This is a genomic window from Bacillus sp. TH22 (assembly GCF_016651015.1).
In the GTDB taxonomy this organism is placed as follows: domain Bacteria; phylum Bacillota; class Bacilli; order Bacillales; family Bacillaceae_G; genus Bacillus_A; species Bacillus_A mycoides.
Map to the genome: position 1 here is coordinate 4,507,990 of NZ_JAEKER010000001.1, position 14,121 is coordinate 4,522,110.

The following is a 14,121-nucleotide window of genomic DNA, read 5'->3' on the forward strand; positions in this document are numbered from 1 at the left end:
TTAAGAGGTTTTTACTTTTTTCTCTACTCATATATTCTCAAAATGGAAGGATGAGTAGAGAGAATAGTTTTTATTATAGGCGTGTGATGAGTCGGTTCGTTGAGAGAAAAACATTAGAAGAATGGTTGGTTTAAATTAATAATAGTATGGTTGTTGACAAGGCCCTCCGTAACAAGGAAAAGGTGCTGGTGGTGGGAAAGGCGGTGGATAAGGCGGATAAAACGGTCTAGGCCCGAAAGCTAATGCTCCGCCTAGCAGTCCGCCAGCAATTCCAGCTAGAAATGGAACACCGAAAAATGGAAAGAAGCGTGAGTCGCCTGCTGGGCCAAAAGGTGCTGAACGAACTGGGATCGGTTGATAATATGGATACATGAACAAACCTCCTTTACTGGACTCATTTTTATCATATGGTGGACCAAGCGTGGATGAGCGCGTACAAGGAAGGATATGTAAGGAAATAGGCGAATTGTTACGAATGTTGTAGGATGAAGAGTGTAATTTCAGGTTTTGACATAAAGCGGAATGGGACACGTGTTCTTCCAATACCTCGATTGACATAGAGAGTCAAACCTTGAATGTCATAGAAACCTTCAATATATTCTTTTGCAAGCGACGGGGTAATAATAGCACCTAAAAAAGGAATTTGTACTTGTCCGCCATGGCTATGACCAGAAAGTTGAAGATTGATTGGATATGTAGGATTTGTGGCGCGATATCTGGTTCGTGAACGAGAACAATTGTATAAATATTTTGTTTTGCATGTTGTAAAGTTTCCGCTATTTTTGGTTTACCCAGTAGCATATCATCGAGTCCAAAAATAGAAATTTCACTATTATCCAGTAAACGAATTCGCTTTTCGCTATTTTGCAAAACTTCAAATCCAGATTCGCGCATGATGTGATCATAGTATTCAGTTCCATATCCGCCATGGTCGTGGTTACCATAAATAGAAAATTTACCGAAGGGTGCCTGTATATTCTTTAAAATGGATGCAACAAAAGAAGCCTCGGTATATGTTTGGTAATCATCAATGAGATCACCAGTAAAAAGGACAATATCTGGCTTTTCAGCATTAATCTTGGAAACGATTTGAGATAAATGTTGGAGAGAGAAATAGTATCCTAGATGTAAATCGCTAAATTGAAGGATCTTCATACCATGAAAACCTTTTGGTATGAGCGGTGATTTAAGTGTGTGTTGCGTAAAAGAAAGCAAATAGGGCTCTATATATTTAGCATAATAATAGCCGATACTTGCGGTTATAAATGAATATAGACAAGTGCGTATTCCAGATTTTAAAAAATTTCTTCTTGTAATTTTCTTCATATACAGGTTACTCGAACCTCCCTTCAGTTTTTTAAAAATATATTTTAAATACTAAAAAAGTAGTATAGATTACGAAAAAAATGAACGAAAAGAAACCTCTTTACGTTAAAATATCAGAAAAATTTAAAAATATAAAGATTTCTATCAAATAAAGTGATAAAATGAATGTGTATTCATTTTTTGGAGGGGATGTATGTGAAAGAGAAGGTAGTTATTATAACAGGTGGATCAAGTGGAATGGGAAAAGGGATGGCGATACGTTTTGCGAAAGAAGGGGCACGTGTTGTTATTACAGGGCGTACAAAAGAAAAGCTAGAAGAAGCAAAGTTAGAAATTGAACAGTTTCCAGGGCAAGTATTATCTGTACAAATGGATGTACGAAATACTGATGATATTCAAAAAATGATTGAACATATTGATGAGAAGTTTGGACGAATTGATATTTTAATAAATAATGCAGCTGGAAACTTTATTTGTCCAGCAGAGGACTTATCTGTGAATGGCTGGAATTCGGTAATTAATATTGTATTAAATGGTACATTTTATTGTAGTCAGGCTATTGGAAAATATTGGATTGAAAAAGGTATAAAAGGAAATATTATTAACATGGTGGCAACATATGCATGGGATGCAGGCCCAGGGGTTATCCATTCGGCAGCAGCTAAAGCTGGTGTATTAGCGATGACAAAAACTCTTGCTGTTGAGTGGGGACGTAAATATGGAATACGAGTTAACGCTATCGCACCAGGACCAATTGAACGTACAGGTGGTGCCGATAAATTATGGATTTCAGAAGAAATGGCTAAGCGTACAATACAAAGTGTCCCACTTGGTAGGCTGGGGACACCAGAAGAAATTGCGGGTCTAGCTTATTATTTATGTTCAGATGAAGCTGCATACATAAATGGAACTTGTATGACAATGGATGGTGGCCAGCATTTGCATCAATATCCATTTTAAAAGGGATGAACAAACGAATGATTTATTCATTTCTTTGTGGTAAAATATGACGAAATTGTGACACTTAAAAGAAATGTGTTTACAAGAGGGGATATATACGTTATATTTAAGACCTCTTTTTTCTTCATAGTAGAATTGCTAATTCCCCTTAGCATTTTACCCCTCTAATCCCTTCAGGAAAACTGAAGGGATTTTTTATTATTTTTCCGTAAATATCGTGTTATAATTTTTGAAAAGTAAAGGGAGGGAAGCACGTTGATAGATGCATTAGATGTAATGAGTAACTTGGATAAAGTCCTTCCTTATTATCAAGCTATTTTTAGTGCTGATGAGCATACAGTAATTGGATATGAAGTTGTAGGACGTATTCAAACAGAAGAGGGCATACAAAGTTTAGCATCTTTCTTCCATGATGATTCTATTCCGAGTGAGTTCCAACTTGAAGCGGATAACATCATCGTAGAAAAAGCGTTAAATAGGTATTTAGAAACGGATCAAAAATTATTATTATTTATACATCGGAATGCTAATGTATTAATGAATGATGAAGATGAAAGTTTACTTCAACTTTTGCTGATGTATGAAGAACAAGGTTTGAACTTACAACGCATTGTTCTGGAAATAACAGAACATGAATGTAAAGAAGATATAGAACAATTTAATCATTTACTCATGTATTATCGTACATATGGTATTCAAATTTCGATTAATAAAGTCGGAACAGGTACAAGTAATTTAGAGCGTATTAGCGTGTTAGCACCGGATATTTTAAAAGTAGATTTAACAAATTTAAGGCAAACTGCACTTTTACAATCTTATCAAGATATTTTATATTCCTTATCTTTACTTGCTAGAAGAATTGGTGCGACATTGTTATATGAAGAAATTGATGCTTTTTATCAACTACAATATGCTTGGAAAAACGGTGGTAGATATTATCAAGGTAATTATTTGAAAGAATGTTTACCTGATTTTATTGAAACGAATGTTTTAAAAGAGCGACTTGGTAATGAATGTCATCAATTTATTCTGCATGAGAAGAAGAAGTTGCAAAAAATTTATAATTTAACAGAGATGTTACGTAATCGAATTGGTGATGTTCTGTCAAAACAAAAAAAGAATGAAGATATAAATGATTGGTTATTACAATTTAGCCAAAGCATATCACAATATAGTTTTCGGATATTTATTTGTAATGAAGATGGTTTTCAACAATCGGGTAATATTATGAAAAAAGATGGTGGATGGATCATTATGTCAGAGTATTATATGAAGAACTGGAGTCGGCGCCCGTATTTTCTAGAAAATATAATGAAAATGCGTTTTGAGAATAAGGCAAGACTTTCAGATTTATATGCTGATATCGAAACTGGTGAAATGGTACGAACATTTTCATTCCCGATTGATGATGAAAATTTTTTATTTATAGATTTATCGTACGAATATTTATATGAAGAAGATGTTTTATTTTAATGCACGAAGAAATTCGTGTATTTTTTTGTTTGTTTTTATCATAAATTGGTAATAGTGAAAATGATGATGAAAATGCTGTCTATCGTTGTAAAGATTTTACGAACGAAATCATCCCTTTCTTTGCATAATCATTGTTACAATGAATACTACAAAGACAAGCTCTTTTAAAAGGAAGGTGAAAAAATGAAGAAATATGGAATATGGTTTGTTCTATTTATATGTGTTGCCTTTCTAGTTGGCTATAGTGTCACAACTGTTTTAGGAAAAGAAGAAGTGAAAGTGGATCGGAAAGAAGTGTTTACAACGATACAAAAAGGTTATGAGACGCAATTTTCAATCCGCGGGAAGCAAATACCTACGAATAAGATGATAGAGACGTTATCACCATATTTTACAAATAATTTCCTTCAAGTTTTTACAGATGAAAACAGTAGAAATGAAAAACAAAGTGGTGAATATTTACTTCCAGCAAAAGAAGCTCCATTTTCTTTTAATTCAGAAACAAAAATGTCTTATGATGAAGAACATAAGAATTTATATGTCTATGAGCGGACAAAGAGTGGACAATATCAAATTGTGACATTGCAAAAGGATAATGGAAAATGGAAATTAGCAGGGTATCATGAAAGTCAGGAACTGTTGACTGAAATAAAAAGGTTACAACAATTATGAGAATAGGAATAGGTGTCGCCTATTCCTATTCTATACCGAGTAGCTGTTGTAATTTTTCAATTTGAAAACCTGCCACAACTTCTTCGTCAATTACAACTGTTGGAGTTGAATAGGATTCATAGTCATATAAAAGACGATTGCGTGCAGCAGCGTCTTTTTTTATGTCAAATTCTTCATATACAACGTTATTATGTTTTAAAAATTCTTTTACAATGGTACAAGGCGGACAATCAGGTTGTGTATAAACCTCAATTTTTTTCATTGTAATTCCTCCCTTTTTCTGTTGTTTATTATATTCTGCCAGTATAAAAAGCGCAATAAAGAAGTAAAAAGATGCTCTTTCATCTTTTTACTTCTTATTTCGACAAATTTTAGTTGAGTTTCTTGCCAAGAACCTTTATCCTAGATTGTGGAACGTTTTTTCTGTTATGACGGATAGAATGAGTATAGCTGTAAAACCTATTGGTAGGAAGATCAGAGAAAGGAGAGATTTCATGTCTCTACTCCAAGGAATTTTAACTCGACTTGTTAGTCTACAAGAACAAGCTGAAAGCGGTGAAGTAGCACAACGCTATTTTGAAGTGAACGGTGAGCGCAAATGTAGCGTGAAATTTTTCGATAAAAGTGAAATGTATGAGTTAGAAGTGTATCAACAAGGTGAAAAACCTCAAGTGTATCAATTCGATAACATCGATATGGTTGCAATTGAGATTTACGATATCATTTCTTGATACATATAAAAAAGGTACTGCCAAATGGCGGTACCTTTTTTAGTTATATTAATTAATGGGCTATATAGGTAGTAGAAGTTGTAATTTAAGTCGCGATTAAATAAAAGAGTTTTTACAAATGTATATGTATAGGAATTTTTTATTTTTCCTACAATGATAGTAAATATTAATAGGAGGTGCAAAGGATGGAACGCTTACCGATTGTTATTTGTCCTAATTGTCACAGTCATGCTGAAATTAATCACGTATTAACCGCCCAGTCTAATCAAAATGTAATTTATACATGTAGGTTTTGTAATTATGTAATTCGAAATATTGAAACGAATAAAGGGTAGTAAGTTATAATTTTTGTTTTTGTCCCATACAATGAGAATACGAAAAGTCTGTCTAATTGAAAGGACGTGACTATGTGGACGGTGAGCATACATTTTATAATGTTTCAGAGAGACATTTGAATTTTGATATGGTATTTAACCGTATTTGTAGTTTCATTGAAAAGGATCCGCGAAATTTATATCGATTATCTATTGGGACAGACTCACAAGCGCATCAAAAGGATACGAGGTTTATTACGGCGATACATATTCATCGGGTTGGAAAAGGAGCATGGGGATGTTTGCATCATAAATCAGTGAAAAATAAGCCAGCAACGTTGCGAGAGAAAATATATTTAGAAACACAGTTTAGTCAAGAAATCGCCTATCTATTTACTCCCAATCATATACAAGCGATATGGGATTTATTGCACCCATACGCTCAAGATGGAGCAGGATTCATAATGGAGATTCATTTAGATATCGGGAATGATGGTTTAACAAAAGAATTTATTTTAGATATGACGATGAAAATTCAAGCAATGGGATTAACAGCAAAAATTAAACCAGATGCTTATGCGGCATTTAGTTACGCAAACAGATATACAAAATAATGTGAAATGATGTCTATATATTCGCAGTCGTTAAGTATTTCTAACAAAAACTGAATATTACATCTGTTAAATGGACTGAAAAATTTATATAATGAGAGTGATGATGCGAGTGCAAGGAGAGGAGCATATGGAAAAGGAATTTGTTTTAACAAGAGAAGAAGAAAATTTATTGTTGGATATTCTGTTTCAGCAAAATTACGCGAGCGAAATTTTAGCGGTGGAGCTTACAGACATTGAGAATGGTTTAAAACAGACAGATGTGACGCAATATAAAAAAATCACAAGATTGTTTTACCGATTAAAAAATAAAGGGTATTAAGCACTACCGGAATGGTAGTCTTTTTTTTATGTTATATGCTAAAATAGTTATGTATTTTTATTAGAAGAATGTCAGGACAAAATAATAATATGAAAACGCTATCATAAAATGTGAATAGGACCGGAGAATATTAGCAGGAAAAAGGGAAAATGGGGGATGTAACATGATTAGTATTCCGAAAGACGAGTTTCAACAAATTCTTGTGAAGGATTTAATGATTTCATCAGATAAAGTAGCACATGTACAAATAGGGAATGGTCTAGAACATGCTTTACTCGTTCTTGTGAAATCTGGATATTCGGCGATTCCTGTTTTAGACCCTATGTATAAATTACATGGGTTAATTAGTACTGCTATGATTTTAGATGGTATTTTAGGATTAGAGCGCATTGAGTTTGAAAGACTTGAGAATATGAAAGTGGAACAAGTGATGAAGGAAGAGATTCCAGTTCTTATGTTAGAAGATTCTTTTGCAAAAGCTTTAGAAATGACAATTGATCATCCTTTTATTTGCGCTGTCAATGAAGAAGGTTACTTCGAGGGTATTTTAACACGGCGGGCTATTTTAAAATTGTTGAATAAAAAAGTGAGACAGCATAATCGATAACGTAGGGAAAGTGACTTCACAGAAAAGGCGAAGTCACTTTTTTTCGTGCATATCAGTTGTGTATGTATTATATTTAAAAAGACATAAAGCATAAGAAAAGTTTGAACTAACAAACCGTTCTAATGTATAAAAGTATGCAATTAAATTAAGGATGAAATGCTTATTAAAATTAGGTGTATGGAAGCTAAGGAAAGAGGGAGAAAGTTGCAAATTGATGATTTTCAAATGATGGTTGTGTTAGCTCAGGAATCAAATATGAGAAAAGCGGCGGAACGTTTATTTGTTTCCCAACCTGCGCTTAGTCAACGATTACAATCTATGGAGAAACAATGGGGAATGAAATTTTTTATTCGTTCACAAAAAGGATTAACAATTACACCTGAAGGGGAAAAAGTTGCAAATTATGCAAAAGAAATGTTACAACGGGAAGAGGGTATTAAAAGTGAACTGGCTCTTTTCAGAACCGAAACATACGGTACGTTAAAAATAGCTGTTGCATCAGTCATTGGGCAATATTGGCTTCCACCTGTTTTGAAAAAATTTGTGCATAAGTATCCTTCTGTGAAGATATCTCTGTTTACTGGCTGGAGTAGTGAAGTGCAAAAGCAATTTTATGAAGGAGACGTTCATGTTGCTATACTGAGAGGATCACAAGAATACAAAGGGCAGAAACAACAATTATTTGAAGATGAATTATATTTAGTTGATAAAGAAATAAAAGATATTTCGATGTTAAAAGAGACAAATAGACCATTTATTCAATTTAAAAGTGATTCGACCTACTATGGACAAATACAAAATTGGTGGTATGGATTATTTTCAAATCCACCTAAGCGAACGATTGTAGTTGACCAAATTGAAACGTGCAAACAGCTTGTTTTAAATGGAATAGGTTATGCTCTTTTACCTTCGACTGTTTTAAAAGAAGTGCAGGAAAATATGTATAAAACACCTGTTCAATTAACGAGAGAAACATGGTTATTGACGAGTGACTCGGCAAGGCAGTTGAAGCAAGTACAAGCATTTTTAGAAATTATAGAAGAAATTCAAATGGAAAAATAAGATTATTGTCTTGCTACTCGCTCTATCGTTTGGTAGAGTAACATTATAAATGGATTTAGGAGGCAACAAGAATGAAAATGATGGACGCTAACGAAATTATTTCGTTTATTCAAAACAGTGAAAAGAAAACTCCTGTAAAGGTATACATAAAAGGGGATTTAAAAGAGGTAACATTCCCTGAAACAGTACAAGCATTTGTAAATAAAAAATCTGGTGTATTATTCGGAGAATGGTCTGAAATTAAGACAATTCTTGATGAAAATAACAAGCACATTGTTGACTATGTAGTTGAGAATGACCGTCGTAATTCTGCAATTCCAATGCTTGATTTAAAAGGTATTAAAGCTCGTATTGAGCCAGGCGCGATTATTCGTGACCATGTAGAAATTGGTGACAACGCTGTTATCATGATGAATGCAACAATTAACATCGGTGCTGTAATTGGTGAAGGTACTATGATCGACATGAACGCAGTGCTTGGTGGACGTGCAACAGTTGGTAAGAACTGTCACGTAGGTGCAGGTGCTGTACTTGCCGGTGTTATTGAGCCACCTTCTGCAAAACCAGTTATCGTTGAAGATGATGTTGTAATTGGTGCAAATGTAGTTGTTCTAGAAGGCGTTACAGTAGGTAAAGGTGCAGTTGTAGCAGCAGGAGCTGTTGTAACAGAAGATGTGCCTCCATATACAGTTGTTGCGGGAACTCCGGCACGTGTAATTAAAGAAATTGATGAGAAGACAAAAGCAAAAACTGAAATTAAACAAGAGCTTCGTCAATTAAACCCAGAGAAATAAAAAATAAAAAGCGTAAGAGCATGAATGTGCTCTTACGCTTTTTATAGATAGAGGTGCAAAAATGACAGTAAGCAAATTTGTCCAAGTTCGTAGAGATTTACATAAAATTCCGGAGATCGGATTTAAAGAGTGGAAAACACAACAGTATATTTTAGATTATATAGGAACGATTCCTAATGAATATTTGGAAGTGAAAACCTGGAAAACAGGTGTAATTGTTAAAGTAAATGGAAAAAATCCAGAAAAAATAATAGGTTATCGTGCAGATATAGACGGTCTACCAATTACAGAGGAAACTGGATATGAATTCTCTTCTGTCCATGAAGGAATGATGCATGCATGTGGACATGATTTGCATGCATCAATCGGTTTAGGACTTCTAACAGCGGCTGTAAGCGAAAGAATAGATGATGATCTTGTGTTTATATTCCAACCAGCTGAAGAAGGTCCAGGTGGTGCACTTCCTATGTTAGAAAGCGATGAGTTAAAAGAATGGAAGCCTAATATGATTCTTGGACTTCATATTGCGCCTGAATACTCTGTGGGAACAATTGCGACAAAAGAAGGTTTATTATTTGCGAATACATCAGAGCTATACGTTGATTTAAAAGGAAAAGGTGGACATGCTGCATATCCGCATACAGCAAATGATATGATTGTTGCAGCGAGTCATCTCGTTACACAACTTCAATCAGTTATTAGTCGTAATGTGAACCCTCTTGACAGTGCGGTAATTACAATTGGGAAAATTACAGGTGGTACAGTTCAAAACATTATCGCAGAAAAGTCTCGTTTAGAAGGAACAATTCGAACGCTATCAGTGGAATCAATGAAACGTGTTAAAAGCCGAATTGAGGCAATTGTTGCGGGAATAGAAGCTTCTTTTCAATGTGAAGCTGTTATTGACTACGGAGCGATGTATCATCAAGTGTATAACCATGAGGAGCTAACGAGAGAGTTTATGCAATTTACACGTGAACAAACGACTATGGACGTAATTACGTGTACGGAGGCAATGACAGGTGAAGACTTTGGTTATATGCTTCGAGAGATACCTGGATTTATGTTTTGGCTTGGAGTAAATTCAGAATATGGTTTACATCATGCGAAATTAAAACCAGACGAAGAGGTTATTGAGAAAGCAATTGTATTTTTAAATCAATATGTGAAGTGGAAGGGAAATAGAAAGTGAACTTACTCGCTAATTGTGCAATAGTTTAGAGTGGGGACTTCTTAGTTCAGAGACGAAAACATCTTTCGTATTCGTTAGTGTTAGACATCTTCATACAAATGAGTAAAGTTAAATTTGACGTCTTAATAATGAGCAGGGGGTTTTTAGCCACTGCTCATTATTAATTATTGCTAATAGGAAAGATAATTATTTAACTACCCTATTATATGTTTACTTTTAGTATGAAAAGTGTGTAAAATCAATGTGATACATAGAAAAAAGGGTGGGGAATTACGTGCAAATTAGCAGTGCGATTTTATGTTTCGTCTTATATGCATATGTTATTATTGCGGCGGTTTATTTTGGGATAAGTTTTTACGCCTATCGTTTAGCAAATAATAGTGAATATGAAGAAACATACAAATGGGTGAAAAGATATTTGTCACCTGTACTAGAAATTATGAATGGATTTGTTCTTTTTTTATTTATTGGATTAATTGCTTTCTCAACGAGTTTAGTAGGGAATAAGACTACGTTATTTGTACTAGGTATCATTATTTTTATGCTATTAGGAATTCGGATTGGTAATACGGTGTTTTGGAACGAAAGAAAAATAGATGGTTGGACAGGGATGTTTATTCCATGTATGTTAGCTGCAATTGTGACGAATATAGAACATGAATATTATCAATTACATTTTTGGCTTATCATTGTTTTAACAATCCTCTCTGTTTTGTATATAAGTACTGTCGTGCTAACATACATCGCAAATGAAAAAGGAGATGCAAAAGGTGCGCACTTCTTTAGAGGGCGTGCATTATTATGGAGTGTGCCGACGATGGCAGTTATAGGAATTATTGCGATATTAGTAAATGGATATCAATTTACTAATTGGCAATTGTTTTTAGAAACTTGGTGGATCTTCATTGTTTCGCTTGTAGCTTTTTTAGGCGCAACACATTATTTATTCCATCAACATCATTACATATTGGCACTGTTATTCGCATTTACACAACTTTTATTTGCTTTTTTCGGACAAGAAACGCTATTGTTCGTTTTTGAAACATTTAGTTCATTTGGAAATATATTTGTATTTGGTATGTTAATTTTCGGTATCGCGTTTTATTTACAACAGTATTTTTATATGCAAAAACAAAAATAAGAAGTATATACAGGTTTTTGTAGCGAATTTAAAGTATGTTACAATAAAAGTACATAGTATTTGATGTTATTGGAGGAATTCCTGTGGGCGAAAAAGAGAAAGAATTTGCTGTTATTGGGCTTGGCCGTTTTGGTGGAAGTATTTGCCGTGAATTAGCTCAATTAGGTATGGAAGTAATGGCAATTGACTCAGATGAGGATAAAATTAATGAGTTTGCAAATATAGCTTCGCATGCTGTAATTGCAGATTCAACAGATGAGATGGTATTAAAAAGTCTTGGTATTCGTAATTTTGATCATGTAGTCGTTGCTATTGGAGATAATTTGAATTCAAGTATTTTAACAACGTTAATTTTGAAAGAATTAGGTGTGAAAAATATTACTGTAAAAGCTCAAAATGACTATCATGAAAAAGTGTTAAGTAAAATAGGGGCAGATCATATTGTGCATCCAGAACGAGATATGGGAAAAAGGATTGCTAATAATATCGCATCAAGTAATGTGTTAGATTACCTAGAGCTTTCAGATGAGCATAGTATTGTAGAGATTATCGCAAATAAAAAAATTGATGGGCACTCTTTAATTGAATTAGATATTCGTGCGAAGTTTGGTTTGAACATTGTAGCAATTAAACGTGGAAAAGAAGTTATCGTATCTCCTAGAGCTACAGAAAACGTTCAGGCGGGAGATATATTAATTGTAATTGGTCATGACGATGAAGTAGATCGTTTTAAGCATTTTTTAAGATAAGAGAAAAGGACAATGCCGAGGAGGCATTGTCCTTTTTCTTATATTTCCATAATGATTGGTAAAATCATTGGACGACGTTTCGTTTTTTCGTATAGGAATGGTGCTAATGTGTCTGTAATCTCATTTTTAATTTCAGACCATTGTGTTGTTTTTCGCTCCATTACTGTTTCTAAATGTGTTGTAATTAATGTTTGAGCATCGTTGATTAAATCGCTGCTTTCACGCATATAAACGAAACCACGCGAGATGATATCAGGTCCTGCTGCAACTTTAAATTCTTTCATATCAATGCTTACAACTACAATAACAAGTCCTTCTTCAGAAAGAATGCGACGATCACGTAATACGATATTACCGATATCTCCAATACCATTTCCATCGATATAGACAGAGCCAGATGGGATTTTCCCAGCTACGCTTGCTTCATCAGAACGTAAAGCAAGAACATCTCCATTATCCATAATGAAACAATTTTCTTCTGGAATACCACAATCATTCGCTAATTTCATATGCATACGTTGCATACGATATTCACCATGAATTGGCATGAAATATTTCGGCTTAATAAGACGTAGCATTAACTTTTGTTCTTCTTGTCCACCGTGTCCACTCGTATGAATATTTGAGAGTTTACCATGGATTACATCAGCACCAGCGCGGTACAACATGTTAATTGTACGACTTACACTAATTGTATTGCCTGGGATTGGTGAAGAAGAGAAAACAACTGTATCGCCAGGGATAATTTGAATTTGACGATGTGTACCATTGGCAATACGTGAAAGTGCTGCCATCGGTTCCCCTTGACTACCTGTACATAACATAACAACTTTATTAGCTGGTAGGCGGTTTAGCTGAGCTGTGTCTATGAATGTATCCTTTGGACACCGGATATAACCAAGGTTTTGTCCGATTTCAATAGCCGCTTCCATACTTCGACCGAATACAGCTACTTTACGATTGTTTTCAACAGCAGCCTCAACAACTTGTTGTAAGCGATGGATATTCGATGCAAAGGTTGCGAATATAATACGACCGTCTACTTTGCGGAATATATCTTGAATACTATCACCAACGCGGCGCTCAGACATCGTAAAGTTTGGCACTTCACTGTTTGTACTATCAGATAAGAGACAAAGTACACCGTCTTTTCCGATTTCGGCCATTTTTGTTAAATCTGCTGGCTCACCTACTGGTGTGAAATCAAATTTGAAATCACCTGTATGAACGACTTGTCCTTGAGGTGTTTTCACAACAACTCCGTATGAATCCGGAATACTGTGAGTTGTACGGAAGAAGGAAACAGATGTCTTTTTAAATTTAATAACATCATCTTCTTGAATTTCATAAAGTTTTGCTTTACGAAGTAATCCGTGCTCTTCTAATTTGTTTTTTATTAGGGCAATTGCTAATTTTCCGCCGTAAATTGGAATGTTTACTTGACGTAATAGATAAGGAATTCCACCGATATGATCTTCGTGACCATGTGTAATGAATAACCCTTTAATTTTATCTTCGTTTCGCACAAAATAAGTGTAATCTGGTATTACATAATCGATCCCGAGGAGTTCGTCTTCTGGAAATTTAATTCCAGCATCAATTATAATAATTTCATCTTGAAATTGAACAGCATATGTATTTTTACCGATTTCACCAAGACCACCGAGGGCAAAAACGGCAGCTTGATCATTTTTTAGGAATTTCATATGACTATACGATCTCCGCTAATATTAAATCAGCGTTTTGTTTTTCATATTCAAGATGAGCACCAGTAACAGACTGAACGAACTCGATATTATATGCGAACTTATTTAATTTTTTACGAACATCCTTTTGAGACGTAGCCTCTAAATATAAAACTTTTGTATTTTCACGTACTGGGACCTCAGTTAATTTTTCTTGATAAAATACTTTAAAAATCATTTGGAAAACCTCTCCTTGTCTATGTTTTGCATTATCTGTTACTTATTATAAAGCAAACAGTCACGATTTTCATGTTTTTTCGAATGAGAATGAAGAAAAAGCCCGAAATGGGCACAATTTAAGCGATTGTCTTCTTACGGACTAAATCGTTTAAATAACGCTTGAGCTTTTTCTTCAGCTTCTTCAGCATGATTACTCCTTCCTTTCCTTATTTAAAACATGCATATTACTAATGATAACTCTG

At 34.4% G+C, this 14,121-nt stretch carries 17 protein-coding genes and 1 pseudogene; 13 read left to right on the plus strand and 5 right to left on the minus strand.

Translation table 11 applies throughout. The annotated features are described in order from the left end of the window. Positions 1 to 135: 135 nt before the first annotated feature. Both JFU18_RS23115 and JFU18_RS23120 read right to left on the minus strand, forming a co-directional pair. Positions 136 to 372, minus strand: a complete 237-nt coding sequence (locus tag JFU18_RS23115; protein ID WP_002014830.1) for a hypothetical protein — start codon at positions 370 to 372, stop codon at positions 136 to 138. Between the two features lie 97 nt (positions 373 to 469). Next, a pseudogene (locus JFU18_RS23120) lies at positions 470 to 1,326 on the minus strand (metallophosphoesterase). 195 nt (positions 1,327 to 1,521) lie between these two features. On the opposite strand from JFU18_RS23120, the gene fadH reads away from it, so the two are divergent. The 3 genes from fadH to JFU18_RS23135 all read left to right on the plus strand — a co-directional run bounded on the left by fadH (position 1,522) and on the right by JFU18_RS23135 (position 4,431). Next, positions 1,522 to 2,286, plus strand: a complete 765-nt coding sequence (gene fadH / locus JFU18_RS23125) for a 2,4-dienoyl-CoA reductase (protein ID WP_002142976.1) — start codon at positions 1,522 to 1,524, stop codon at positions 2,284 to 2,286. A gap of 255 nt (positions 2,287 to 2,541) precedes the next feature. Beyond that, positions 2,542 to 3,759, plus strand: coding sequence for an EAL domain-containing protein (locus JFU18_RS23130; protein WP_201050348.1), 1,218 nt, complete (start codon positions 2,542 to 2,544; stop codon positions 3,757 to 3,759). A gap of 183 nt (positions 3,760 to 3,942) precedes the next feature. After that, positions 3,943 to 4,431: a DUF3993 domain-containing protein gene (locus JFU18_RS23135; RefSeq protein ID WP_002128890.1), complete on the plus strand. Its 489-nt coding sequence runs from the start codon at positions 3,943 to 3,945 to the stop codon at positions 4,429 to 4,431. A 25-nt stretch (positions 4,432 to 4,456) separates the two neighbouring features. On the opposite strand, the gene JFU18_RS23140 is transcribed toward JFU18_RS23135, so the two are convergent. Continuing rightward, a complete protein-coding gene (locus JFU18_RS23140; RefSeq protein WP_002014835.1) occupies positions 4,457 to 4,693 on the minus strand; it encodes a glutaredoxin domain-containing protein in 237 nt (78 codons plus the stop codon). 232 nt (positions 4,694 to 4,925) lie between these two features. Here JFU18_RS23140 and JFU18_RS23145 point away from each other — a divergent pair, with 232 nt between their 5' ends. The 10 genes from JFU18_RS23145 to JFU18_RS23190 all read left to right on the plus strand — a co-directional run bounded on the left by JFU18_RS23145 (position 4,926) and on the right by JFU18_RS23190 (position 11,954). Continuing rightward, complete coding sequence (locus JFU18_RS23145) at positions 4,926 to 5,162, plus strand: YkuJ family protein (protein WP_000055151.1); 237 nt, start codon at positions 4,926 to 4,928, stop codon at positions 5,160 to 5,162. A gap of 185 nt (positions 5,163 to 5,347) precedes the next feature. Beyond that, on the plus strand, positions 5,348 to 5,497 hold the full coding sequence (locus tag JFU18_RS23150; protein WP_002033828.1) for a hypothetical protein: 150 nt from the start codon (positions 5,348 to 5,350) through the stop codon (positions 5,495 to 5,497). 74 nt (positions 5,498 to 5,571) lie between these two features. Then, positions 5,572 to 6,090, plus strand: coding sequence for a ribonuclease H-like YkuK family protein (locus JFU18_RS23155; protein ID WP_002033829.1), 519 nt, complete (start codon positions 5,572 to 5,574; stop codon positions 6,088 to 6,090). A 127-nt stretch (positions 6,091 to 6,217) separates the two neighbouring features. Beyond that, the gene (gene abbA, locus JFU18_RS23160) at positions 6,218 to 6,409 is read left to right on the plus strand and encodes an antirepressor AbbA (RefSeq protein WP_002145987.1); all 192 of its coding nucleotides are present in this window, start codon (positions 6,218 to 6,220) and stop codon (positions 6,407 to 6,409) included. Between the two features lie 163 nt (positions 6,410 to 6,572). Further along, a complete protein-coding gene (cbpB, locus tag JFU18_RS23165) occupies positions 6,573 to 7,016 on the plus strand; it encodes a cyclic-di-AMP-binding protein CbpB (protein WP_002066926.1) in 444 nt (147 codons plus the stop codon). Positions 7,017 to 7,193: 177 nt separating this feature from the next. Continuing rightward, on the plus strand, positions 7,194 to 8,078 hold the full coding sequence (locus JFU18_RS23170) for a transcriptional regulator CcpC (RefSeq protein WP_002014840.1): 885 nt from the start codon (positions 7,194 to 7,196) through the stop codon (positions 8,076 to 8,078). 71 nt (positions 8,079 to 8,149) lie between these two features. Next, complete coding sequence (dapD, locus tag JFU18_RS23175) at positions 8,150 to 8,872, plus strand: 2,3,4,5-tetrahydropyridine-2,6-dicarboxylate N-acetyltransferase (RefSeq protein ID WP_002014841.1); 723 nt, start codon at positions 8,150 to 8,152, stop codon at positions 8,870 to 8,872. Between the two features lie 61 nt (positions 8,873 to 8,933). Continuing rightward, entirely contained in the window at positions 8,934 to 10,064 is a 1,131-nt protein-coding gene (locus JFU18_RS23180; RefSeq protein ID WP_201031705.1) for an N-acetyldiaminopimelate deacetylase, read from the plus strand. 274 nt (positions 10,065 to 10,338) lie between these two features. After that, on the plus strand, positions 10,339 to 11,205 hold the full coding sequence (locus JFU18_RS23185) for a hypothetical protein (RefSeq protein ID WP_002014843.1): 867 nt from the start codon (positions 10,339 to 10,341) through the stop codon (positions 11,203 to 11,205). Positions 11,206 to 11,288: 83 nt separating this feature from the next. After that, a complete protein-coding gene (locus JFU18_RS23190; RefSeq protein WP_000504033.1) occupies positions 11,289 to 11,954 on the plus strand; it encodes a potassium channel family protein in 666 nt (221 codons plus the stop codon). Between the two features lie 38 nt (positions 11,955 to 11,992). Here JFU18_RS23190 and rnjA read toward each other — a convergent pair whose 3' ends face one another. After that, positions 11,993 to 13,660, minus strand: coding sequence for a ribonuclease J1 (gene rnjA, locus JFU18_RS23195; RefSeq protein ID WP_201034269.1), 1,668 nt, complete (start codon positions 13,658 to 13,660; stop codon positions 11,993 to 11,995). Positions 13,661 to 13,664: 4 nt separating this feature from the next. Then, positions 13,665 to 13,877 carry a DNA-dependent RNA polymerase subunit epsilon gene (locus JFU18_RS23200; protein ID WP_000576436.1) on the minus strand — a complete coding sequence of 71 codons (213 nt, stop codon included), beginning with the start codon at positions 13,875 to 13,877 and terminating at the stop codon, positions 13,665 to 13,667. Positions 13,878 to 14,121: the final 244 nt, after the last annotated feature.

Bases quoted from the DNA above. Each gene is read 5' to 3' on its own strand.
- JFU18_RS23135 (WP_002128890.1), top strand. From the start codon at position 3,943: ATGAAGAAATATGGAATATGGTTTGTTCTATTTATATGTGTTGCCTTT.
- cbpB (WP_002066926.1), top strand. From the start codon at position 6,573: ATGATTAGTATTCCGAAAGACGAGTTTCAACAAATTCTTGTGAAGGAT.
- abbA (WP_002145987.1), top strand. From the start codon at position 6,218: ATGGAAAAGGAATTTGTTTTAACAAGAGAAGAAGAAAATTTATTGTTG.
- JFU18_RS23200 (WP_000576436.1), bottom strand. From the start codon at position 13,877: ATGATTTTTAAAGTATTTTATCAAGAAAAATTAACTGAGGTCCCAGTA.
- JFU18_RS23140 (WP_002014835.1), bottom strand. From the start codon at position 4,693: ATGAAAAAAATTGAGGTTTATACACAACCTGATTGTCCGCCTTGTACC.
- dapD (WP_002014841.1), top strand. From the start codon at position 8,150: ATGAAAATGATGGACGCTAACGAAATTATTTCGTTTATTCAAAACAGT.
- JFU18_RS23150 (WP_002033828.1), top strand. From the start codon at position 5,348: ATGGAACGCTTACCGATTGTTATTTGTCCTAATTGTCACAGTCATGCT.
- JFU18_RS23115 (WP_002014830.1), bottom strand. From the start codon at position 372: ATGTATCCATATTATCAACCGATCCCAGTTCGTTCAGCACCTTTTGGC.
- JFU18_RS23145 (WP_000055151.1), top strand. From the start codon at position 4,926: ATGTCTCTACTCCAAGGAATTTTAACTCGACTTGTTAGTCTACAAGAA.
- JFU18_RS23170 (WP_002014840.1), top strand. From the start codon at position 7,194: ATGGAAGCTAAGGAAAGAGGGAGAAAGTTGCAAATTGATGATTTTCAA.
- rnjA (WP_201034269.1), bottom strand. From the start codon at position 13,660: ATGAAATTCCTAAAAAATGATCAAGCTGCCGTTTTTGCCCTCGGTGGT.
- JFU18_RS23180 (WP_201031705.1), top strand. From the start codon at position 8,934: ATGACAGTAAGCAAATTTGTCCAAGTTCGTAGAGATTTACATAAAATT.